Origin of the sequence: Rhodanobacter sp. KK11 (assembly GCF_033345435.1) — a bacterium.
In the GTDB taxonomy this organism is placed as follows: Bacteria; Pseudomonadota; Gammaproteobacteria; order Xanthomonadales; family Rhodanobacteraceae; genus Rhodanobacter.
The window spans coordinates 129,563-151,050 of record NZ_JAWPMI010000005.1; the positions used below are offsets into that span (position 1 = coordinate 129,563).

Annotated in this window: 17 protein-coding genes and 1 riboswitch; of the genes, 13 read left to right on the plus strand and 4 right to left on the minus strand. The window is 67.8% G+C overall.

All coding sequences use genetic code 11. From position 1 onward, the window contains the following. Positions 1-175 precede the first annotated feature (175 nt). On the plus strand, positions 176-781 hold the full coding sequence (locus tag R5H19_RS14075; RefSeq protein WP_318159654.1) for a YceI family protein: 606 nt from the start codon (positions 176-178) through the stop codon (positions 779-781). Between the two features lie 108 nt (positions 782-889). Here R5H19_RS14075 and R5H19_RS14080 read toward each other — a convergent pair whose 3' ends face one another. The 3 genes from R5H19_RS14080 to R5H19_RS14090 all read right to left on the minus strand — a co-directional run bounded on the left by R5H19_RS14080 (position 890) and on the right by R5H19_RS14090 (position 4,324). Then, positions 890-1,972, minus strand: coding sequence for a homoserine dehydrogenase (locus R5H19_RS14080; RefSeq protein WP_318159655.1), 1,083 nt, complete (start codon positions 1,970-1,972; stop codon positions 890-892). Then, a complete protein-coding gene (gene metB, locus R5H19_RS14085) occupies positions 1,969-3,162 on the minus strand; it encodes a cystathionine gamma-synthase (RefSeq protein ID WP_318160199.1) in 1,194 nt (397 codons plus the stop codon). Before metB ends, R5H19_RS14080 begins: the two co-directional genes overlap by 4 nt. 133 nt (positions 3,163-3,295) lie before the next feature. Further along, a complete protein-coding gene (locus tag R5H19_RS14090) occupies positions 3,296-4,324 on the minus strand; it encodes a homoserine O-succinyltransferase (protein ID WP_318159656.1) in 1,029 nt (342 codons plus the stop codon). A gap of 88 nt (positions 4,325-4,412) precedes the next feature. Then, positions 4,413-4,528: riboswitch (SAM riboswitch) on the minus strand. A gap of 352 nt (positions 4,529-4,880) precedes the next feature. On the opposite strand from R5H19_RS14090, the gene R5H19_RS14095 reads away from it, so the two are divergent. From R5H19_RS14095 to R5H19_RS14115, 5 genes are all read left to right on the plus strand, one after another. Beyond that, positions 4,881-5,600, plus strand: coding sequence for a 2OG-Fe dioxygenase family protein (locus R5H19_RS14095; protein ID WP_318159657.1), 720 nt, complete (start codon positions 4,881-4,883; stop codon positions 5,598-5,600). Between the two features lie 43 nt (positions 5,601-5,643). Continuing rightward, entirely contained in the window at positions 5,644-6,006 is a 363-nt protein-coding gene (locus R5H19_RS14100; protein WP_318159658.1) for a DUF1304 domain-containing protein, read from the plus strand. A 14-nt stretch (positions 6,007-6,020) separates the two neighbouring features. Beyond that, complete coding sequence (locus tag R5H19_RS14105; protein ID WP_318159659.1) at positions 6,021-6,695, plus strand: M24 family metallopeptidase; 675 nt, start codon at positions 6,021-6,023, stop codon at positions 6,693-6,695. A gap of 72 nt (positions 6,696-6,767) precedes the next feature. Next, positions 6,768-8,897, plus strand: a complete 2,130-nt coding sequence (fusA, locus tag R5H19_RS14110) for an elongation factor G (RefSeq protein WP_318159661.1) — start codon at positions 6,768-6,770, stop codon at positions 8,895-8,897. Positions 8,898-9,078: 181 nt separating this feature from the next. Continuing rightward, entirely contained in the window at positions 9,079-12,003 is a 2,925-nt protein-coding gene (locus tag R5H19_RS14115) for a TonB-dependent receptor (RefSeq protein ID WP_318159662.1), read from the plus strand. A gap of 67 nt (positions 12,004-12,070) precedes the next feature. Here the strand turns inward: R5H19_RS14115 and R5H19_RS14120 are convergent, their stop codons facing one another. After that, on the minus strand, positions 12,071-12,637 hold the full coding sequence (locus R5H19_RS14120; protein ID WP_318159663.1) for a manganese efflux pump MntP family protein: 567 nt from the start codon (positions 12,635-12,637) through the stop codon (positions 12,071-12,073). Positions 12,638-12,941: 304 nt separating this feature from the next. Here R5H19_RS14120 and R5H19_RS14125 point away from each other — a divergent pair, with 304 nt between their 5' ends. The 7 genes from R5H19_RS14125 (at position 12,942) to R5H19_RS14155 (ending at position 21,447) form a co-directional block, all read left to right on the plus strand. Continuing rightward, positions 12,942-14,339 (plus strand): M20/M25/M40 family metallo-hydrolase, encoded by a 1,398-nt coding sequence (locus tag R5H19_RS14125; RefSeq protein WP_318159664.1) that lies wholly within the window; start codon positions 12,942-12,944, stop codon positions 14,337-14,339. Positions 14,340-14,491: 152 nt separating this feature from the next. Further along, the gene (locus tag R5H19_RS14130; protein ID WP_318159665.1) at positions 14,492-14,857 is read left to right on the plus strand and encodes a DUF6516 family protein; all 366 of its coding nucleotides are present in this window, start codon (positions 14,492-14,494) and stop codon (positions 14,855-14,857) included. Continuing rightward, a complete protein-coding gene (locus tag R5H19_RS14135) occupies positions 14,854-15,204 on the plus strand; it encodes a helix-turn-helix domain-containing protein (protein ID WP_318159666.1) in 351 nt (116 codons plus the stop codon). The genes R5H19_RS14130 and R5H19_RS14135 overlap by 4 nt, the downstream gene beginning before the upstream one ends. Before the next feature lie 159 nt (positions 15,205-15,363). After that, positions 15,364-15,861 carry a hypothetical protein gene (locus R5H19_RS14140; RefSeq protein ID WP_318159667.1) on the plus strand — a complete coding sequence of 166 codons (498 nt, stop codon included), beginning with the start codon at positions 15,364-15,366 and terminating at the stop codon, positions 15,859-15,861. A 141-nt stretch (positions 15,862-16,002) separates the two neighbouring features. Continuing rightward, positions 16,003-17,604: a peptide chain release factor 3 gene (locus tag R5H19_RS14145; protein ID WP_318159668.1), complete on the plus strand. Its 1,602-nt coding sequence runs from the start codon at positions 16,003-16,005 to the stop codon at positions 17,602-17,604. 51 nt (positions 17,605-17,655) lie between these two features. Continuing rightward, on the plus strand, positions 17,656-18,558 hold the full coding sequence (locus tag R5H19_RS14150) for a type II CAAX endopeptidase family protein (RefSeq protein ID WP_318159669.1): 903 nt from the start codon (positions 17,656-17,658) through the stop codon (positions 18,556-18,558). Positions 18,559-18,612: 54 nt separating this feature from the next. After that, positions 18,613-21,447 carry a response regulator gene (locus R5H19_RS14155; protein ID WP_318159670.1) on the plus strand — a complete coding sequence of 945 codons (2,835 nt, stop codon included), beginning with the start codon at positions 18,613-18,615 and terminating at the stop codon, positions 21,445-21,447. The last annotated feature ends 41 nt before the right edge of the window (positions 21,448-21,488 follow it).

The window sequence follows — 21,488 nt, forward strand, 5'->3', positions numbered from 1 at the left end:
GCGGGCTCCGCCGCCATCACGAAACGCGCGACCCGCTGCCGCGCGTTTCTTTTGGGCGGCATCTTTACCGGAAACAGATCGGCAGATCCATGTCGAAGGCGCGCGTCCCCGTTCGTCGCCTTTGCGAGCGTCACACCCTGGTCGGCGCTCCATCACCTCATCAAAGGACATCGGCATGGCACGCACCACCCGCTTCGCAGTTCCCGCACTCGGCCTGACCGCCCTGCTGTCGCTCGCCGCAGGTGCCGCTTGCGCCGCCACGGTCAACTACACGATCGACCCGGACCACACCTATCCCAGTTTCGAAGCCGACCACATGGGCGGCTTGTCGGTGTGGCGTGGCAAGTTCAACCGCACCAGCGGCGCGGTGACGCTGGACAGGGCCGCCGGCAGCGGCAGCGTCGACATCAAGGTGGACATGCGCAGCGGCGACTTCGGCCAGGACGCATTGAACAAGGGCGCCCAGGGCAAGGAGCTGTTCGAGTCGGACAAGTATCCGACCGCGACCTACAAGGGCACGCTGGCCAGCTTCGTCGACGGCGCGCCGACCGAGGTGGTGGGCGAACTGACCCTGCACGGCGTGACCCGCCCGCTGACGCTGAAGATCAACAGCTTCAAGTGCATGCCGCACCCGATGCTGAAGCGCGAGGTTTGCGGCGCGGATGCGCTGGCCACGTTCCAGCGCGACGCGTTCGGCATGGACGCCGGCAAGGACTACGGTTTCGACATGACGGTGACGCTGCGCATCCAGGTCGAGGCGATCGCCGAGCCCGCCGCCTGAGTGGACACGGGTAGGTTGGGGTGAGCGCAGCGAACCCCAACGCTTGACGTCGCCGCGATGTGTTGGGGTTCGCTGCGCTCACCCCAACCTACGGGAACCGGGCGGTGCTCAACCCAGCGCCAGCACGTCGCCCAGCAGCGCCTGCGCAGTCACCTCGGGGCCGGCGCCCGGGCCCTGGATCACCAGCGGCTGCGCGTGGTAGCGGGTGGTGGTGAGCGCGAACTGGTTGTCGGTGCCGTACAACCGCGCGGCCGGATGGGTGAATGGCACCTCGGCCAGCCCGACCCGAGCCTGTCCGCGCTGGTTGAGTCGGGCCATGAAGCGCAGCACACCGCCGCGCGAAGCGGCAGCGGCGTGACGCGCGGCCAGTGGCGCGTCGAGTTCCTCCAGCCGCGCCAGGAACGCTTCGGTACCCAGCCCGCGCAGCGCCTCGGGCACCAGGCCTTCCACCTGCACTTCGTCGGTGCCCAGTGCGAAGCCGGCGTTGCGGGCGAGGATCAGCAGCTTGCGCGCCACGTCCTCGCCGGACAGGTCCGAACGAGGGTCCGGTTCGGTGTAGCCGAGCTGGCGCGCCTCGCGCAGCAGTTCGGAGAACGGGCGGCTGCCGTCGTACTGGTTGAACAGCCACGACAGCGAACCGGAGAACACGCCCTCGAGCGTGAGCAGGCCGTCGCCGCAGCGGCGCAGCCGGCGCAGGGTGGACAGCACCGGCAGCCCGGCGCCGACCGTAGCCGAATCGCCATAGCGGCCGCCGTTCGCCAACGCCGCCTGCAGCGCGCGCCAGCCCGACAGCTCGCCACCGGCCAGCGTCTTGTTCGCGGTGACCACGTGGTAGCCGCGCGCCAGCCATTCGGGGTGGCAGGCCGCCAGCGCCGCGCTGGCGCTGGCGTCGACGATCACCTTCGCCGCCGCGCCGCTGGCGTCCAGCGCGGCGAGCAGGTTGGCGTTGTCGCGCGGTGCGCCGTGCCGGTTCAGCTGCTCGCGCAGGTTGCGCCGGGCCAGACTGACCGGGTCGGTCTGCTGGCGGCGCGAGTTCGCCGCACCGACCAGTTGCAGCGAACCGGCCGCCGCGGTGTCGAGCAGCTTCAGCAAGGCACCACCGACCACGCCGGTGCCGAGCAGCACGATCGCGATGGTGGCGGATGCTTCGCTGCTGGCGTTCGCCGTGCGTTCGGCCGGCACCGCATTCATGCCAGCACCCGGCGCTTGGACGTCTGCACGGCTGCGGCGCGGGCCAGCGCCGCGTCGAGATCGCGCAGCAGGTCGTCACCGTCCTCGATGCCGATGGACAGGCGCAGCAGGCTGTCGCTGATGCCGGCGGTGCGACGCGCCTCCGGCGCCATCGACGCATGCGTCATCGTGGCCGGATGCGCGACCAGGCTTTCCACCCCGCCCAGCGATTCGGCCAGCGAGAAGTACTGCAGGCCGTCGACGAAGGCCTCGATCTGTGCCACGCCGCCATCCAGCTCGAAGCTCAGCATGGCGCCGAAACCCTGCTGCTGGCGCGCCGCCAGCGCATGACCGGGATGGCTGGCCAGGCCGGGGTAATGCACCTTGCGTACGGCGCCGTGCGCGTCCAGCCGCTCGGCGATGCGCGCGGCGTTCTCCTGGTGCTGGCGCAGCCGGACCGACAAGGTGTGCAGGCCGCGCAGGGTGAGGTAGCTGTCGAACGGCGCGCCGGCGAGGCCGTTGCAGTTGGCCCACCACTTCAGCTGCTCGGCCAGCGCGGCGTCGCGTGCCACCGCCGCGCCGCCGACCACGTCGCTGTGGCCGTTGATGTACTTGGTGGTGGAGTGCACCACCACGTCGGCGCCGAGCTGCAACGGCTGCTGCAGCGCCGGGGAAAGGAAGGTGTTGTCCACCGCCAGCAACGCGCCGACGGCATGCGCGCCCTGCGCCACGTGGCGGATGTCGGTGATGCGCAGCAGCGGGTTGGACGGCGTTTCCACCCATACCAGCGCGGGCCCGGCAGCGAGGCCCGCAGCCAGCGCGGCCGGATCGGTGAGATCGGCGAACGCGACCCGGAAGCGGCCTTTCTTCGCCCACGCGTCGAGCAGGCGCCAGGTGCCGCCGTAGCAATCGTGCGCCGCCAGCACCAGCGCGCCGGCCGGCACCAGTTCCAGCGCCACCGCCACGGCCGCCATGCCGCTGGAGGTCACCACCGCGCCGGCGCCCTGCTCCAGCTCCGCCAGCGCGCCGCCGAGCAGGTCGCGGGTCGGGTTGCCGCTGCGCGAGTAGTCGTACGCGCGCTTGCGGCCGAAGCCCGCGAAGCTGTAGCTGGTCGACAGGTGCAGCGCGGGCACCACGGCGCCGTGCTGGGTGTCGCTCTCGATCCCGGCGCGCACGGCGCGGGTACAGGGGGCGGGTTCGGTCATCTCAATCTCCAGGTCTTTCGTCAGTCTGTGAATGCAGGCTCTTGTGTAGGGCGGGCACTGCCCGCCGGCTCTTCGACGACACATCACAGCCCCAAGAGCGGCGGGCGGTGCCCGCCCTACGAAACCGGAACGCCCGTTCCTAAGCGAGCGCTTCGCGCAGCAGGGGGGCGAGTTGTTCGGGTTCCTTCAGGAAGGCGTCGTGACCGTAGGGCGACTCGACCACTTCCAGCGTGGCCGGGCCATGCAGGCGGCGCTGCAGTTCGCACAGGTCGGCCAGCGGCACCAGCCGGTCGGAGGGAAAGCCGATCAGCGTGGCCGGGACGGGAATCCGCTCGGGCTGCACGTCGTGCAGGTCGATCGACTCGGACAGCGCGAGGAAGCGGTTCGCGTCGAAGCGCTCGACGAAGCGGCGGCCCTGGTGCGCCAGGTAATCCTCGACCGGGAAATGGAAGCGATCCTCGCGCCACTCCGGGCCGCCGGCGAAGCGCCGGCCGAACTCGGCGCTGCCGCGGTAGGTGGTGACCGCCAGCTGACGCGACAGCGCCAGCGCTTCGTCCACCCGGCCACTGGCCTGGCCCAGCCGCACGATGCCGCGCTGCACGCTGCGCTGGGCGGTGCTGAGCGGGTGCGGCCGGTGCGCGCCGGCCAGCAGCAGCAGGCGCCCGACGGCGCGCGGATAGCGCGCGGCGAACGCCAGCCCCACCATCGCGCCGTAGGAGGAACCGACGAAGGCATGCGCCTGCGCGATACCCAGTTCGCCGAGCAGCGCGGCCAGCGCGTCGGCCTGGTCCTCGCTGGAGACCGAGCCGGCGCCGAGCCGGTCCGGCGCGAGCCAGTCGATCGACAGCACGCGCCAGCGTTCAAGGTCCACCGCCGCGCCGTGGGCAACCAGCGCCTGCCACCAGCCGGGTCGGTCATCGTGGCCCGCCGCAGTGACGTCGCGGTCGGCCGAGATGCCGCCCTGCACGATCACGGTGGGCGCGCCCGGCGCGCCGCACCACAGGTAATCCACGTCCACCTGGCGCGGGCCGCTGCCGTACTTCGGATCGAGCCGCAGCCGGCGCGTGCCGCGCTGGGCGGCAAACGGCGTGGCGTACGCCGACGCGGGCGCGGCGCCGGTCCCGGACGGGCGGGGCTCGATGGAGCGGGTTTCGGGCTGCAGCGTCATGGATCTCTCTCCGGTCGACATCGCCCTGCGACGGGCCGGAGAGGTCGCCAGTCCCGCTGTCGGCCGTAAAGCGCCGCAAGCCGGATGACGCCCATCTTCCGGCGGATGCCGTGGCATCCCCGCAGGAGTTGGCACCGTGGCGGAAACGCTCCGCAGGTTGCCCCGGCTTCAAAGGGCCTGTCCCTCAGCCGGTCTCGATGAGTGGGCGGATAGTGAAGCCTCGCCGAAGGCTTTGTCAATAGACGTCTAAACGTCTAGACGTACATATGATCAACCGTACAAGACGCCTCGCGCCAACGGGCAGGAGCCCGTGGCCGGGGATATCGGGCGCTGCGGCGATCGCGTCGACGGCTCGTCCGTGCCGTCGCCCCGGCCACACCGTCATCAGCGTGCTCGCCGACACCGCCACACGTCGCCGGACCAGGCCGTGCAGCCCGCCCCCTGCACGGAAAAGGCACACCGGCACCGGGATGGCTGCCGCGCGCCCCCGCGCAGGACGGCACCGTCCGCCCTGCCAGCCATCGCCGCTTCAGGCGCGTCCTGCTAACGTAGCCGGATGCCCCCTCTCCCCGACACGCCCGCCCTGCACGCCCAGCTGCAGCGCGACGGCTTTGCCTTCGTCACCGCCGAGACCATGCGCCGCCTGCTGGACGCCACGACGCTGGGCGACTGGCCCGCCTTCGTCGCCAGCTGGAACGACCTGGCAGCGGACACCTATCTCGCCGCCAGCGGCCGCCACCGGCGCCGCCGGCATGCCACGTTCTCCGCCGACACCGCCGGCATCCGCCGCGAGCCGCACCAGCCGCACTTCCAGAGCCTCAGGTACAACCCGCTGCAGGGCGACATCCAGCGCTGGTTCGAGCCGGTGCTGCCGGCGATCGGCGACGGCGCCAGCCTGCGCCGCATCCTCGGTTTCTGCCACGACTGCTTCGGCGCGCTGGCCCCGGCCGTGCGCCGCTGGCATGTCGAGGTGCACCAGTTCCGCATCGAGGCGCGCGCGGGCGAGGCCGGCGAGCCCACCCCCGAAGGCGTGCACCGCGACGGCGTGGACTACGTGCTGGTGCTGCTGATCGACCGCGAGAACATCGAGCGCGGCACCACCACCATCCACGCCCCGGACGGCCACGAGCTGGGCAGCTTCACTCTTACCCGCGCGTTCGACGCGGCACTGGTCGACGACCATCGGGTATTCCACGGCGTCACCCCGGTCACGCCGCTCGACCCGCAACAGCCGTCGCACCGTGACGTGCTGGTGGTGACGTTCAAGGCGGCTTGACCTGCGCTACGCTGACAAGTGCCTCGACCACACCGGAGTTCGCATGTCCGTCGCCGCCAATATCGTGATCGGTCTGATCGCGCTGCTTCACGTCTGGTTCCTGATCCTGGAGATGTTCCTGTGGACGCGGCCCTCCGGCCGCAAGGCGTTCGGTACCTCGGCGGAGTTCGCCGAGCAGTCGAAGGCGCTGGCCGCGAACCAGGGCCTGTACAACGGCTTCCTCGTCGCCGGCCTGGTGTGGGGGCTGCTGCTCGGCAACGGCGGCGCCGGCTTCAGCGTCAAGCTGTTCTTCCTCGCCTGCGTGCTGCTTGCCGGCGTGTTCGGCGGGCTGACCGCGAGCCGGAAGATCCTGCTGTACCAGGCCTTGCCGGCGGCGGTCGCCATCGTGCTCATCCACCTCGCCTGAGCGTGCCCGCCGCCATGGGCAGCCCTTCGCGCGAAGCGGTCGGAGCGGCTTTCGATGCCGCCCTGATGCAGCGCGCCCGCGAGCGCAGCTGGGCCGCGCTGCACGGCATCCGCGCGCGCATGCATCCGGGCATCGGCGAGGACGAGGCGAAAATCGTCGCGCATGAAGTGTTCCGCGAGCTGGGCTGCGAGCGGCTGTGGCATCCGGTGCTGATCCGCATCGGCGCGAATACCACCAGGACGTACCGGCAACGCTCCGATCCGGACGTGCGGCTGGGCGAGAACGACAGCTACTTCATCGATCTCGGCCTGGTGTTCGACGGCCATGAGGGCGACGTGGGCGACACCTTCGTGGTCGGCCACGCGCCCGAGCGGCAGGCCTGCGCGGACGCGGCGCGCACGCTGTTCGGCGAAGTGGCCGCGGCATGGCGCTCGCAAGGGCTGAGCGGCCAGGCGCTGTACGCGTTCGCCGGCGAGCGCGCCGAGGCGATGGGCTGGCGGCTCAACCATGCGATCAAGGGCCACCGCGTCGGCGACTTCCCGCACGCGATCCACCAGGGCGGCGATCTCGGCGACCTGCAGGCATCGCCATCGAGCGGACTGTGGATCCTGGAAATCCAGATCGCGCACCCGACCGAACCGTACGGCGCGTTCCACGAGGATCTGCTGTTCGCGCCACCCGCACATTGAAAAATCCCGTGCAAGAGAGCATCTGATCGGCATCCCCGCTGCCTTGGCGCAGCCCTCTCCGGAGTCCCGCCCGTGGCCCGCAAGAAAGCCCTGACCCTGTACCGCAACATCGGCATCATCGCGCACATCGACGCCGGCAAGACGACGACGACCGAGCGCGTGCTGTACTACACGGGCCGGAAGCACCAGATCGTCGACACGCACGACACCAAGGACGGCAAGGGCTCCACCACCACCGACTACATGGAGCAGGAGCGCAAGCGCGGCATCACCATCCAATCGGCGGCGGTCACTGCCGAATGGAAGGGCCACCAGATCAACGTGATCGACACCCCCGGACACGTCGACTTCACCATCGAGGTGAACCGTTCGCTGCGCGTGCTGGACGGCGCCGTGGTGGTGTTCGATGGCGTCGCCGGGGTGGAGCCGCAGACCGAGACCAACTGGCGCCTGGCCGACCAGTACCACGTGCCCCGGCTGTGCTACGTCAACAAGATGGACCGCATCGGCGCGAACTTCGCGCACTGCGTGCAGGGCATCCGCGAACGGCTGGGCGCCCACGCGCTGCTGTGCCAGGTGCCGCTGGGCAGCAGCGACGAATTCGTCGGCATGGCCGACCTGGTCGCCGGCATGGGCTATGTCTGGGCCTCCGACGACAAGGACGCCGTGTGGGAAAGCGTGCCGCTGGAACAGCTCGCGCAGCGTCTGCACTTCGCCTCGAACGCCGACAACGAGTGGATCGCCAACCTGCCGAAACTGCGCCAGGATCTGCTGGAAACCGCGCTGGCGCTGGACGACGACGCCTTCGAGCGGCTGCTGAACACCGGCGAGTTCGACCCGGCCGTGCTCAAGCGTTGCATCCGCCTGGGCACCGTCACCGGCGCGCTGGTGCCGGTGCTGTGCGGCTCGTCGTACAAGAACAAGGGCGTGCGGCAGTTGCTCGACGCCGTGGTCGACTACCTGCCCTACCCGGGCGAGAACGGCGGCATCGCGCTGGTCGACGAGGACGGCAACGTCGTCGGCGAGCAGGCGGTGACCGACGACGCGCCGGCGCGCGCGCTGGCGTTCAAGGTGATCAACGACCAGTTCGGCACGCTCACCTTCTGCCGCATCTACTCCGGCGTGATCCGGAAGGGCGACACCCTGCTCAACGTCACCCGTGGCCGCAAGGAGCGCATCGGCCGCATCGTCGAGGTGCAGGCCGACGACACGAAAGAGATCGAGGAAGTGCGCGCCGGCGACATCTGCGCGTTCGTCTCGATGAAGGACACCGAGACCGGCGATTCGCTGGCCGACCCGGCGCACCCGGCGCTGCTCGAGCGCATGCGCTTCCCCGACCCGGTGATCAGCGTGTCGGTGGAGCCGAAGAACCGCAACGACGTCGACAAACTTTCCGGCGCGCTCTACAAGATGGTCAAGGCCGACCCGTCGCTGCAACTGGAGGTGGACCAGGAAACCGGCCAGACCGTGCTCAAGGGCATGGGCGAGCTGCACCTGGAGGTGACCATCGACCGCATGCGCACCGAGCTGGGCGTGGAAGCGAACATGGGCAAACCGAAGGTCAGCTTCCGCGAGGCGTTCGGCAAGACCGTCGAGCACACCTACACGCACAAGAAGCAGACCGGCGGCTCCGGCCAGTTCGCCGAGGTGACGATGATCTTCGAGCCGGGCGCAGCGGGCTCGGGCGTGGTGTTCTCCGACGAGGTGGTCGGCGGCCGCGTGCCGCGCGAATACATCCCGGCGGTGGAGCATGCGGTGAAGGTCGAGGCGCAGGAAGGCCAGGTCGCCGGCTACGAGGTGGTCGACTTCACTGCACGCCTGATCGACGGCAAGTACCACGACGTGGACTCCTCCGCGCTGGCCTTCGAGATCGCCGCCCGGCAGTGCTTCCGCGAGGCGCAGAAACTCTCCAAACCGAAGCTGCTGGAGCCGATCATGCGGCTCGAAGTGGTGATGGAAGCGGACTACCTGGGCGACGTCATCGGCGACATCAACCGCCGCCGCGGCACGGTCAGCGACCAGGGCCAGAAAGGCAGCTCCGCCTTCGTGCAGGGCTTCGTGCCGCTGGCCGAGATGTTCGGCTACATCAACTTCCTGCGCTCGGCCACCCGCGGCCGCGGCACCTTCAGCATGGAGTTCGACCACTACCAGGACGTGCCGGCCGGCATGGTGGAGAAGCTGATGGAGAAGGAAGCGAAATAGCGAGAGCCGCGATGCTGCACCGCAACGGTCGTTGCCTACTCCTCCGCACATGTATGCAGAAGAAACGGGGCTGTGCACCACGGCCCGGCCCGGCAGTAGCATAAGCCGGCCTGCCGGGCCGCCCTCGCAGGCACCCGGGTGCCGGGTGGGGCACTCGCCTGTCTTTCGATAGGGGATTTCCATGAGCTCTTTCCGCATGTCGCAGGCATTGCTTGCGCCGTCCGTGCGTTTCCGTCCGCGGCCGCTGGCCGCCTCCTGTGCCGTCGCGCTGCTTGGTCTGGCGCTGGCCAACCCGAGCCCGGCCCAGCAGACGCCGCCGACGCCGCAACCGACCGACAGCCAGGCCACGCCAGCCAGCCCGAACGCCAGGACCAGCGACAAGAAGAACAAAAAATCCGAGGGTACGGTGAGCAACCTCGACGCCGTCATCGTCACCGGCATCCGCGCCAGCATCGAGAACTCGCTGAAGGCCAAGCAGAACTCGGACAACATCATCGAGGCGATCTCGGCCGAGGACATCGGCAAGCTGCCTGACGCCAGCATCGCCGAAAGCCTGTCGCGCGTGCCGGGCCTGGCCACGCAGCGCCTGAACGGCCGCGCCAACATGATCTCGATCCGCGGCCTGGACCCCGGTTTTGCCGGCACCACATTGAACGGGCGCGAGCAGGCCACCATCGGCGAGAACCGCGGCGTCGAATACGACCAGTACCCGTCCGAGCTGATCAGCGGCGTGGCGATCTACAAGACGCCCGACGCCAGCCTGATCGGCCAGGGCCTGTCCGGCACCGTCGACCTGCACACCATCCATCCACTGGACCTGCCCGACCGCGCCTTCGCGGTCAACCTGCGCGGCGAGCACACCACCAACGGCAAGCTCAACCCTGGCAGCGGCGTCGGCGACATGGGCCACCGCGCCAGCATCTCCTACATCGACCAGTTCTTCGACCACACCCTGGGCGTGGCGGTGGGCTTCGCCCACCTCGACTCGCCGATTCAGGAAAAGCAGTACCAGGCCTGGTGGTGGAGCATGAACAACGGCCCGGGCAGCGCCGAGGACAACTGGGGCGGCCCGCATACGCCGGGCCTGCCCGACGGCGTGATCTCGCAGGAAGGCATGCAGCTGCGCGCGCAGTCGCTGAACCAGAAGCGCAGCGGCCTGATGACGGTGCTGGAGTGGGCGCCAGGCGACCACTACCACTCCACGCTCGACCTGTACCACTCCATCTTCGGCGAGAAGAAGTTCACCAACGGCGCACAGTGGTCGAGCAGCCCGTGGGACAACGTCAGCTACTCCAACGTGGGCGTCACGCCGGCGCAGCCCTACCCGATCGTCACCTCCGGCACCATCGACGGCATCGCGCCGATCCTGCAGAACCAGTACACCAAGGAACACGACAAGCTGTTCTCCGCCGGCTGGAACAACCAGTACGACTTCGACAACGGCTGGACCGCCACCGCCGACCTGTCCTATTCCAGCGCGAAAAAGAAACTGCACGATGCCTACCTGTTTACCGGCCTGGCCGGCGGCGCGTTCACCAGCGTCGACTTCCGCACCCCGCTCGGCAACGGCTACCCGGACTTCTCGCCGGCGGTGAACCTGGCTGACCCGTCGCTGGTGGTGTTCACCGACCCGGACGGCTACGGCTACAACGGCCGCCAGGAGTTCGACACCCAGAAGGACACCATCAAGGCGGTGCGCCTGGAAGTGAGCCATCCGCTGGGCTGGATCTTCAGCAGCATGAACCTGGGCGTGAACTACTCCGACCGCACCAAGACCAAGCAGGCCGACGTGCAGTTCGCGTGGCTCAACGGCAACGGCTCCACCCAGGGCACCTACGACAACCACTTCAGCGCGCCGGTGAACCCCGGCTTCCTGTGGGCGCCGACCACGCTTGGCTACGGCGGCATCCCGGGCGCACTCAGCTACGACGTGCTGGCCGCGCTGGCCAACCAGTTCTACCTGACCGAGCGCAACGGCCAGGGCGACTGGAGCCGCAACTACACGGTGGAAGAGAAGGTCCCGGTGGCCTACGCCAAGTTCAACATCGAGACCACGCTAGGCAACGTGCCGCTGACCGGCAACGTGGGCGTGCAGTTCGTGCGCACCGACCAGTCCTCCACCGCGCTGCAGACCAACGGCGACACCCTGGTCGGGCGCATCAGCGACGGCGCGAAGTACAACAACGTGCTGCCCAGCCTGAACCTGGTGGCGCACCTCGCCGACCGCCAGTACCTGCGCTTCGGCTTCGCCAAGACCATGGCGCGCGGGCGCATAGACGACGAGAAGGTGGCCACCTCGGCCGGCCTGTCGAAGGTGCAGGACGGCCCCGCCGCCGGCCAGGTGCTGTGGTCCGGCAGCGGCGGCAACCCGAAGCTGAAGCCGTACGTGGCAGTGGGTACCGACCTCTCGTACGAGTTCTATTTCGGCAAGTCCAGCTACTTCGCCGCCGCGGCGTTCAACAAGAACCTGCTGAACTACATCTACAACCAGACCACGCTGGATTACGACTTCTCGCACTACACCAACAACGACCCCACGCTCACCCCGAGCAGCAACATCGGCTCGTTCACCCGGCCGGCAAACGGCACCGGCGGCAAGATGCAGGGCCTGGAGCTGTCCGGTGCGCTGGAAGGCGGGTTGCTAGCCGATGCGCTGGACGGCTTCGGCGTGCAGGCCAACTTCTCGCTGACCAACAGCAACATTCCGAAGAACTCGATCTCGTCGATCCCCGGCGGCCCGGCCACGCTGCCCGGACTGTCGCGCAAGGTCGCCAACCTCGCGCTGTACTACGAGAAGTACGGCTGGTCGGTGCGCGTGGCCGAACGCTACCGCTCGTCCTTCACTGGCGAGGCAGTGGCGCTGTTCGACCAGCTCGGCTACACCAAGATCCTGGCCAACCGGCAGACCGACTTCCAGCTCGGCTACGCCTTCTCCGAGGGCAGCCTGAACGGCTTGTCGCTGCTGCTGCAGGTCAGCAACCTCAGCAACACGGCGGACAAGAGCGTGCAGATCTCCGGCCTGCCCAACGGCGTGCAGGTGACGCGCCCGCTGGAGTACGACACCTGGGGTCGCACCGTGATGCTCGGGGTGAACTACAAGCTGTAGGCCGCCCAGCCACGCGGCAAGCCCATGGAACCCGGGGAGCGATCCCCGGGTTTTTCATGGGCGCCCGTCAGGCGGAAAGATGCTCGTACAGGATCACCGTGCCCACCCCGATCAGGATGAGGCCGCCGATGATCTCCGCGCGCCGGCCGACCATCGCGCTCAGCACGTGGCCGAGCATGATGCCCAGCGTGACCATGCCGAAGGTGCACAGGCCGATCACCAGCGCCACCACCGCGATCGGCGTGTCGACGAAGGCCAGCCCCACGCCCACCGCCAGCGCGTCGATGCTGGTGGACAGGCCGGTAATGGCGAGGCCGACGAGGCCGTGCTGCTTCGCCTCGTCGACCGGCTCGTCCGCTTCCGGCGTCAAGGCGTTGCGGATCATGAGCAGGCCCAGTACCAGCAGCAGGCCGAACGCGATCCAGTGATCCCAGGCCTCGATGTAGCGCGCCGCGCCCTTGCCCAGCAGCCAGCCGACCACCGGCGTGATCGCCTCGATCACGCCGAAGATCAGGCCGGCGCGCATGGCCTGGCCGAGTCGGGGTTTGGTCATCGCCGCGCCCTTGCCGATCGCCGCGGCGAACGCGTCGGTGGACATGGCGAAGCCGAGCAGCAGGATGGAGATGGGATTCATGGGTGGCCAGGTCGGTCGGGCAAGGCGCAACGGCACGACGGCGCGCCCGACCGTCGTGGCGCCGTCTGCCGTTGGTCTCGCCAACCAGGATCGGTGTCTTCGCCACGGCGGATGGACGCCGAGCATGTTGACGAAGACGCCTCGTCGCAACGAGGCAGGCTACTCCCCAAGGGGTGATGCACTGCCGGCACAGCCGCCAGCGCGGCGGCAAGGTTAGCACAGTGGCGCAACCAACCCGGCATGGCAGGCACGCGAGCCGTCGCGCATACTCGGGCTTCGTTCAAGGCATGCAAGGGGATCCCGAATGAGAGCATCACGAGCGCTTGGTTCCGCCGCGGCGGCCTCCCTGGTCTTCTGCACCGGCATCGGGCTGGCCCGCGCCGACACCGCCACCGGGACACTGCCCGAGACCATGGCCATGCTGAAACATGCCGTCAGCATCCGCACGGTCGATGGCGAACGCCAGGTGCCGATACTGGCCGCGTACCTGGCCGGCAAGCTCAAGGCCGCCGGCTTTGCCGACGGCGACGTCGAAATCATTCCGGTGGACGACACCGCCGCGCTGGTGGCGCGCTACCGCGGCACCGGTGAAGGCAAGCCGATCCTGCTGTCCGGGCACATGGACGTGGTGGCGGCGAAGCGCGAGGACTGGACCCGCGACCCGTTCACCCTGGTCGAGGAAAACGGCTACCTCTACGGCCGTGGCGTGGCGGACATGAAAGCCGCGGCGGTGGTGCTGGTCGAGACGCTGATCCGCTTCAAGCGCGAAGGCTTCAAGCCGCGCCACGACCTGATCCTGCTGCTGTCCGGCGACGAAGAGACCGCCATGGCTTCCACCATCGAGTTGGCGAAGCGCTATCACGACGCCGAATTCCTGCTCAACGCCGACGCCGGCGGCGGCACCCTCGACCCCGCCACCGGCAAGCCCTTGCTGTACCAGATCCAGGCCGCCGAGAAGACCTATGCGGACTTCCAGATCGCCCTGACCTCGCCCGGCGGGCACTCCAGCGAGCCCAACGCGGACAATGCGATCTATCGGCTGGCGCGCATCATCGACCGCGTCGCCGCCCACCAGTTTCCGCCGGAGAGCAACGAGATCACGCTCGCCTCGCTGCGCGCCCTCGGCGCCCACACCCCCGGCCCATTGGGCGCGGCGATGACCCGCTTCGCCACCCATCCCGACGATGCTGCCGCCGCGGCCACCATCTCCGCCGACCCCGCCTATGTCGGCCAGATCCGCACCACCTGCGTGGCGACCATGCTCAACGGCGGCCACGCGGTCAACGCGCTGCCGCAGAGCGCCAGCGTCAACATCAACTGCCGGATCTTCCCAGGCACCTCGGTCGACAGCGTGCGCGACACCCTGGTCAAGGTGATTGACGACAAGTCCGCCAGCGTGACCCGGGTGTCCACCTCGCCAGTGCCCAACGCCGCCTCCCCGCTGCGCCCGGACGTGATCGCCGCCGTCACCGCCGCCGTGCACCAGCGTTTCCCGGGCGTGGACGTGGTGCCGAGCATGTCCGCCGGCGCCACCGACAGCAAGCACTTCCGCGCCGCCGGCGTGCCCAGCTACGGCATCGATGCCGCCTTCACCAAGCCCGACGACACCTTCGCCCACGGCCTCAACGAGAGGCTGCCGGCTTCGGAGGTCGAAGCCGGGCTGGAGTTCTGGCATCGGGTGCTGATGCAGCTGGCGAAGTGATGTAACAGGCAGAGCCGGCGTAATGCCGGCTCCCGATCTTGGACAAATGTCGGAACGGCCAAACCTGACTCCGTTCTCATGGTGCGGCATGTGACCAGCCGCCACGAACCCTGGCGGGATTCATTCAAGTTATCATCGGATGATATATAGTCATGTCAAAGGAAGACGTGGGACTGGAAACGCTGCTGTTGCTCAACGGCGAGATCTACGACCAGGGTAACGGTTGCTGGATCAAGATCGAGGCATGGCGTATCGAGGCGAACGAGCATGTGCCGCACGGCATACGCTACGCGCTGACATTGCATGATCGCTACGGCACGCGGTTACTCGGTTTCGACAACGCGCATGCCGTCAAGCCACCGAGGCGCAAGCGTCATGCAGGTCGTCGCCTGGCCTACGACCATCGACATCGTCACGCCAGCGACAAGGGTGTGCCGTACGAATTCACCAGCCCGCAGCAATTGCTGGAGGACTTCTTCAACGAAGTCGATCGCGTACTCGAGGAAACGAAGTCATGAAAAAGCTGGTCATCGGCATCGCCTCCCAACAAGCCATCCGCGCCCGCGCGCTGGCCATTGCGCGCGGCGACCATCAGCCACGCCCCAACGAGCCGAAGATCTGGTTCACCTCCATGCGCTCGCTGGCCGAAGTACTGTCCGACGACAATCGCGCGTTGCTGCGCGTCATCAGGGAACGGAAGCCCGAATCACTGAGTCAGCTCGCGGAGCTCACCGGACGCGCGCCCAGCAATCTTTCGCGTACGCTCAAGACGATGGAACGCTACGGCCTGGTCGAGATGCGCCGCACGCTGCGCAACGTGCAGCCCGTCGCCACTGCCAGCGAATTCGTGATTCGGGCGGCGTGAGGTCGACGATTTAAATGACCTTGGCCCCTTTATTTTCTACTTGTTCCAATCAATCCTGCCCAAGGCATTACCGAGTCTCTGTTTCTACCGTTTGAAAGCGCCCGACATTGAGGACGGTGGCAGCAAAGCCCCCTAATTCACGAACCCGAGCGGTTCGAAATGTTCACAGACATTGCAGTCTGCAAGGTAGCTGAGCTGCCGAGAGGGTTGGCGCATCAGCCGCTGAATCTTTCTCTGCGTCCTTTCGGTGAGGGGGAGATGACATACACAATTGGATATGCGGAAATGCAGGATTTCCCGATTCAAATCGCTCAAGACGGCAGTCTGACCACACCATCTCTTCAGAGAGAAATCTTCGTGTCTGTGGGACCGGCTGTGCAGTCCTATCCAGAGAACCATCTCCGAAAGGAAGTACCTACACCCGGGCCCTGCTTTGATTACAGAGCAAAGGTACCGGGAAAAATGAGCGACGCCCCCATTTTTGGAGGGGATGGGACTGTGGTGAGAGGCATCGTCAGCCGCAGCTTCTCGGGAGAGAAGCATGCATTCGGGGCGATGCTCGGGCCCGCTATGCGTCTTCCCTTGGCCAATGGCCGAACGCTCAACGACTTGATGGGATCCGCGAGTGAAGGAATGCCCAATATCCAAGGGATTTAGCACGCCTCTCTCTGTCGCAAGCCTTCAATCGCCTGCTCCTGACTGCTCTTGGCTATACGCGAACATCGAGGCCCCCAGTAGGAGGCTATCGCCCGATCCACGCTACAATTACCGGCTCGCGCTCCCGCCGACCCGCACCCCATGCCCACCCATCTCCAAGAAACCCGCCGCCGCCGCACCTTCGCCATCATCAGCCACCCTGACGCGGGCAAGACCACGCTGACCGAGAAGCTGCTGCTGTTCGGCGGTGCGATCCAGATGGCCGGCTCGGTGAAGAGTCGCAAGACGTCGCGCAGCGCCACCTCGGACTGGATGGCGCTGGAGAAGGAGCGCGGGATTTCGGTGACCTCGTCGGTGATGCAGTTCCCGTACGAGGGCAAGATCGTCAACCTGCTCGACACGCCGGGCCACGCCGACTTCTCCGAGGACACCTACCGCGTGCTGACCGCGGTGGACTCGGCGCTGATGGTGATCGACTGCGCCAAGGGTGTCGAAGAGCGCACGATCAAGCTGATGGAAGTGTGCCGGCTGCGCGACACGCCGATCATGACCTTCATCAACAAGCTCGACCGCGAGGGCCGCTCGCCGATCGAGTTGCTGGACGAGGTGGAGTCGGTGCTGGGCATCGCCTGCGCGCCGCTGACCTGGCCGATCGGCATGGGCAAGCGGCTGAAGGGCGTCTACCACCTGGCGCTGGACGAGGTGCACATCTTCGAGCAGGGCAAGAACTTCACGCGGCAGGACTCGACCATCTTCCAGGGCCTCGATGCGCCCGGCCTGGCCGAAAAGATCGGCGCAGAGGCGATGCGCGAGCTGCGCGAGGAACTGGAGCTGGTGCAGGGCGCCGCACCCTCGTTCGACCTCGACGAATACCTGGCCGGCCGGCAGACGCCGGTGTTCTTCGGCTCGGCGGTGAACAACTTCGGCGTGCAGCTGCTGCTGGATTTCTTCGTCGAGCACGCGCCCAGCCCGCGCCCGCGCGCCACCACCACGCGCGAGATCCAGCCGGAAGAGGAGAAGTTGTCCGGCTTCGTGTTCAAGATCCAGGCGAACATGGACCCGGCGCACCGCGACCGCGTGGCGTTCATGCGCGTGTGCTCGGGCACCTACAGCGCCGGCATGAAGATGATCCAGACGCGCACCAACAAGGAAGTGCGTATTGCCAACGCGCTGACCTTCATGGCCAGCGACCGCGAGATCGTCGAGACGGCTTACCCGGGCGACGTGATCGGCCTGCACAACCACGGCACCATTACCATCGGCGACACCTTCACCGAGGGCGAACTGGTCACGTTCACTGGCATCCCGAACTTCGCGCCGGAGCTGTTCCGCCGCGCGCGGCTGCGCGATCCGTTGAAGATGAAGGCACTGCAGAAGGGTCTGGCGCAGTTGAGCGAGGAAGGCGCCACCCAGTTCTTCCGCCCGCTGATGTCGAACGATCTGATCCTGGGCGCGGTCGGCGTGCTGCAGTTCGAGGTGGTCGCCTACCGCCTGAAGGACGAGTACAACGTCGACGCCAGCTTCGAGCCGGTGACGGTAAGCACCGCGCGCTGGGTGCATTGCGACGACGAGAAGAAGCTGGCCGAGTTCCGCGAGAAGAATGCGATGCACCTGGCCATCGACGGCGCCGGCGAGCTGGTCTACATCGCGCCGACGCGGGTCAACCTGCAGCTGGTGCAGGAGCGCTGGCCGCAGGTGCGCTTCGCCAATACCCGCGAGCATGCCGTGGCGGTGGAGCTATAGCCGCCGCGCGACGCCGCTGCTAACGTGCGGGTCTTTGCCAGGGGCCCGAGCATGCACGACCAGACCATCGCCTTCACCACGCCGCCCGCGGCGCCACGCTGGAAGCGCTGGCTGCTGTTCTCGCCGCTGGCGCGGATCGTGATCTTCATGCTGATGTTCTTGGCGCTAAGCTTCGCCACGGGCAAGCTGATGCATGCGCTGGGCTGGCTCGGCAAGGATGCCCCGGCCACCATTCACGGCCTGGCACAACTCCTGATGCGCGCGCTGCCGGCGCTGCTTGCCTATCTGCTGCTGGTGCGGCTGGTCGAACGCCGCGCGGTCACGGAACTGGCACCGCGCCGGCTGCTGCCGGACGGAGCCCTCGGCACGCTCGCCGGCCTGCTGCTGTTCAGTGCGGTGGTCGGCGCGCTGTACCTGCTTGGCAGCTATCACGTCACCGGCACCAACCCGGATGTGCCATGGGTCCCGGCCCTGCTGATGGTGGGGCTGGGCGCCGGCATCGGCGAGGAGATCATCTGCCGTGGCGTGCTGTTCCGCATCGTCGAGGAAGGCCTGGGCAGCTGGTGGGCGCTGGCGATCTCGGCGCTGTTCTTCGGCGCGGCGCACATCGGCAACCCCGGCGCCACGCTGTGGAGTTCGGCCGCCATCGCGATCGAGGCCGGCCTGCTGTTCGGCATGATCTACCACCTGACCCGTTCGCTGCCGCTCTGCATGGGCCTGCACGCGGCGTGGAACTTCGCCCAGGGCACGATCTACGGCATCCCGGTGTCCGGCACTCCGGCCAACGGCTGGCTGGTGTCCACCCGCAGTGGCCCGGACTGGCTCAGCGGCGGCGTGTTCGGCGCGGAGGCATCGGTAGTCGCGCTGGCCCTGTGCAGCTTGTGCACGATCGGCCTGCTGCTCGTGGCGCGGCGACGCGGCTCGATCGTGCGGCCGGCCTGGCGCCGCCGCTGAGCCGACGGCCGCCCAGGACATGCGACGGGCAGTGCAAGCTGCGATGATCTGTGCATGCCTACGACGCGCTCGCCCAATACCTGGCTGGCCGACCGGCCGCTGCAGCACAAGATCGTGCTGGCCATCGGCCTGCTGCTGGGGCTGTTCCTGCTGGCCAGCGCGATCAGCCTGCACTCGCTGCGCCAGCAGGAGAGTGACCGTGACGGGTCGATGCACACCTACCAGGTGCTGCTGCAGCTGGACCACGTCCTGCAGACGGTCCAGGCCAGCCAGGTCGCCGCCCGCGGCTACCTGCTGACCCAGGATGCCGCGCAGCGCGACGCCTTCGAGAGTGCCAACCGGGAGCTGCACACCCATCTGACCCGACTGCGCGAACTGATGTCGGACAGCCCGCTGCAGCTGTCGCGCATCGACAAGGTCGAGGAGATGGCGGCGCTGTGGCAGCGCGAGTTCCGCAGCGAGGTGATCGGCGCCCTGGCCGGCCCGGGCACGACCGACCCGGCGCAGGCTGCACTGCAGCGGCTGCACATCCAGTCCGATTACCTGAAACACCGCAGCATCAGCGTGAAGGAAATCAACGGCGTCATCAACCGGATGACGCTCGACGAGAACCGGCTCCTGACCATGCGCAACCAGCGCCTGGACCGGACCATCGCCGTCACCCGCGTGGTCAACGTGGCGGCGGCCCTGCTCGCCATCCTGCTCGGCCTGGCGATCATCCGGCTGACCTTGCGCCTGGTCACCCACCCGTTGCGCGGCCTGACCGACCAGCTGACCCGGCTGGCGAACCACGACCACGATTTCGAGATCCGCCGGCTCGACCGCCGCGACGAGATCGGCGAGATCGCCCGCGCCCTGCAGGTGTTCAAGCGGATGTCGATGGAGACTGAAGCGCAGAGCTGGATCAAGGAACAGGTGTCGGGCATCTCCCACTTGCTGCTGCAGGCCACCACGCACAAGGAGTTCGCGCAGTGGCTGACCAGTGCGCTGGCGCCGCTGTGCAAGGCCGGCGTGTGCCTGTTCTACTCGTACGACGATGCGCGCCACCGGCTCGACCTGATCGGCAGCTACGGCCTGCGCCTGAACAACCGTTCGGCCGACCAGTACCTGCCTGGCGAGGGGCTGGTCGGGCAATGCGCGCTCGAGCGCAAGCCGATCATCCTGGACGACGTGCCGGCCCATTACCTGCACATCGACTCCGGCAGCGGCGAGGCGCTGCCCGGCCACCTGGCGATCCTGCCAGTGCTCTACCGCGACACCCTGATCGGCGTGCTGGAACTGGCCAGCTTCACTCCGCCGCCCCCGCTGACACGGCAGCTGCTGGACGAGTTGCTGCCGCTGGTGGCGCTGAGCCTGGAGAACCTCAACCGCACGATCAGCGTGGAAGACCTGCTGCTGCGCACGCAGGAACAGGCCGACGAGCTGCGCGTGTCCGAGCTGGTGATGCGCCAGCAGAAGGAAGTGCTGCGCGACAACAACGACGCGCTGCAGGCGAAGACGGAGGAACTGGAGGAACAATCCCGGCGGCTGATCGCCTCCGAAGAGGAACTGCGCATCCAGGCCGGCGAGCTGCAGGCATCGAACGAGGAATTGCGCGAGATGACTGAAAGCCTCAACCGGCAGAAGTACGTGCTGGAGGACCTGCAGCAGGAAACCGCCGACAAGGCCGCCGAACTGGCGCGGGCCAACCAGTACAAATCCGAGTTCCTCGCCAACATGTCGCACGAATTGCGCACGCCGCTGAACAGCCTGCTGATCCTGTCGCGCGACCTGGCCGACAACGCCGGCGGCAACCTGGACGCCGAACAGGTCGAGTCGGCGCGGGTCATCCACGACGCCGGCAACAGCCTGCTGCGCCTGATCAACGACATCCTCGACCTGTCCAAGATCGAAGCCGGCAAGATGGAGCTGGTGATCGATGAACTGCCGCTGGCCGAGCTGGGGCGGCGGCTGCGCCGCACGTTCGCCCACGTCGCCGCGCAGAAGTCGCTGGGGTTCGCTCTGGAGATCGAACCCGACCTGCCGGCGACCCTGCGCACCGACGGCGCCCGGCTCGAACAGATCGCCAACAACCTGCTCGGCAATGCCTTCAAGTTCACCGCCGAGGGTGCGGTGAACTTGCACATCGGCCGCCCGGACGGCGAGACCGAGGTACCCGGACCGCTGCGCGGCCAGCCGCTGCTCGCACTGACGGTCAGCGATACCGGCATCGGCATTCCCGCCGACAAGCTCGAGCGCATCTTCAACGCCTTCGAGCAGGTGGACGCCGGCACCAGTCGTCAGTTCGGCGGCACCGGCCTGGGCCTGGCCATTTCGCGGCGGATGGCGAGGATGCTGGGCGGCGACCTGGTCGCGCGCAGTGAACTGGGGCGCGGCAGCCGCTTCACCGTGCTGTTGCCGCAGACGCCGCCGGCGATCGCGCCGGCCGACCTGGCGCAACCGGGCGCCGTGCCCGACCGCCAGGCTGCCCTGCCCCGCACCACGACCAGCCATCCGGTGGCGGCCGGCGGCGAACTGGCCGGTCGTCGCGTGCTGCTGGTCGACGACGACATGCGCAACCTGTTCGCGCTGTCCAGGGTGCTGCGCGGCTGGGGCATGCAGGTGAGCCTGGCGCAGGACGGCGCCAAGGCGCTGCGCATGCTGGCCGACGAGGCCGTGCCGGAACTGCTGCTGATCGACATCATGATGCCGGGCATGGACGGCTACGAGTTGATCCGCACGATCCGTGCGCAACCGCGCTACGGCGCCCTGCCGATCATCGCGCTGACCGCCAAGGCAATGCACGGCGATCGCGAGAAGTGCCTGGCCATGGGCGCCAGCGACTATCTGTCCAAGCCGATCGACCTCGACCGTCTGGCAACCACTCTGCTGGCCTGGCTGCGACACTGAGTCCGGCGGCATTCACACCCGCCGCCGGCCGCAAAGGTTAA

Coding starts and splice junctions, on each gene's coding strand:
- R5H19_RS14075 (WP_318159654.1), top strand. CDS start 176: ATGGCACGCACCACCCGCTTCGCAGTTCCCGCACTCGGCCTGACCGCC.
- R5H19_RS14080 (WP_318159655.1), bottom strand. CDS start 1,972: ATGAATGCGGTGCCGGCCGAACGCACGGCGAACGCCAGCAGCGAAGCA.
- R5H19_RS14090 (WP_318159656.1), bottom strand. CDS start 4,324: ATGACGCTGCAGCCCGAAACCCGCTCCATCGAGCCCCGCCCGTCCGGG.
- R5H19_RS14095 (WP_318159657.1), top strand. CDS start 4,881: ATGCCCCCTCTCCCCGACACGCCCGCCCTGCACGCCCAGCTGCAGCGC.
- R5H19_RS14100 (WP_318159658.1), top strand. CDS start 5,644: ATGTCCGTCGCCGCCAATATCGTGATCGGTCTGATCGCGCTGCTTCAC.
- R5H19_RS14105 (WP_318159659.1), top strand. CDS start 6,021: ATGGGCAGCCCTTCGCGCGAAGCGGTCGGAGCGGCTTTCGATGCCGCC.
- R5H19_RS14115 (WP_318159662.1), top strand. CDS start 9,079: ATGAGCTCTTTCCGCATGTCGCAGGCATTGCTTGCGCCGTCCGTGCGT.
- R5H19_RS14120 (WP_318159663.1), bottom strand. CDS start 12,637: ATGAATCCCATCTCCATCCTGCTGCTCGGCTTCGCCATGTCCACCGAC.
- R5H19_RS14125 (WP_318159664.1), top strand. CDS start 12,942: ATGAGAGCATCACGAGCGCTTGGTTCCGCCGCGGCGGCCTCCCTGGTC.
- R5H19_RS14130 (WP_318159665.1), top strand. CDS start 14,492: ATGTCAAAGGAAGACGTGGGACTGGAAACGCTGCTGTTGCTCAACGGC.
- R5H19_RS14135 (WP_318159666.1), top strand. CDS start 14,854: ATGAAAAAGCTGGTCATCGGCATCGCCTCCCAACAAGCCATCCGCGCC.
- R5H19_RS14140 (WP_318159667.1), top strand. CDS start 15,364: ATGTTCACAGACATTGCAGTCTGCAAGGTAGCTGAGCTGCCGAGAGGG.
- R5H19_RS14145 (WP_318159668.1), top strand. CDS start 16,003: ATGCCCACCCATCTCCAAGAAACCCGCCGCCGCCGCACCTTCGCCATC.
- R5H19_RS14150 (WP_318159669.1), top strand. CDS start 17,656: ATGCACGACCAGACCATCGCCTTCACCACGCCGCCCGCGGCGCCACGC.
- R5H19_RS14155 (WP_318159670.1), top strand. CDS start 18,613: ATGCCTACGACGCGCTCGCCCAATACCTGGCTGGCCGACCGGCCGCTG.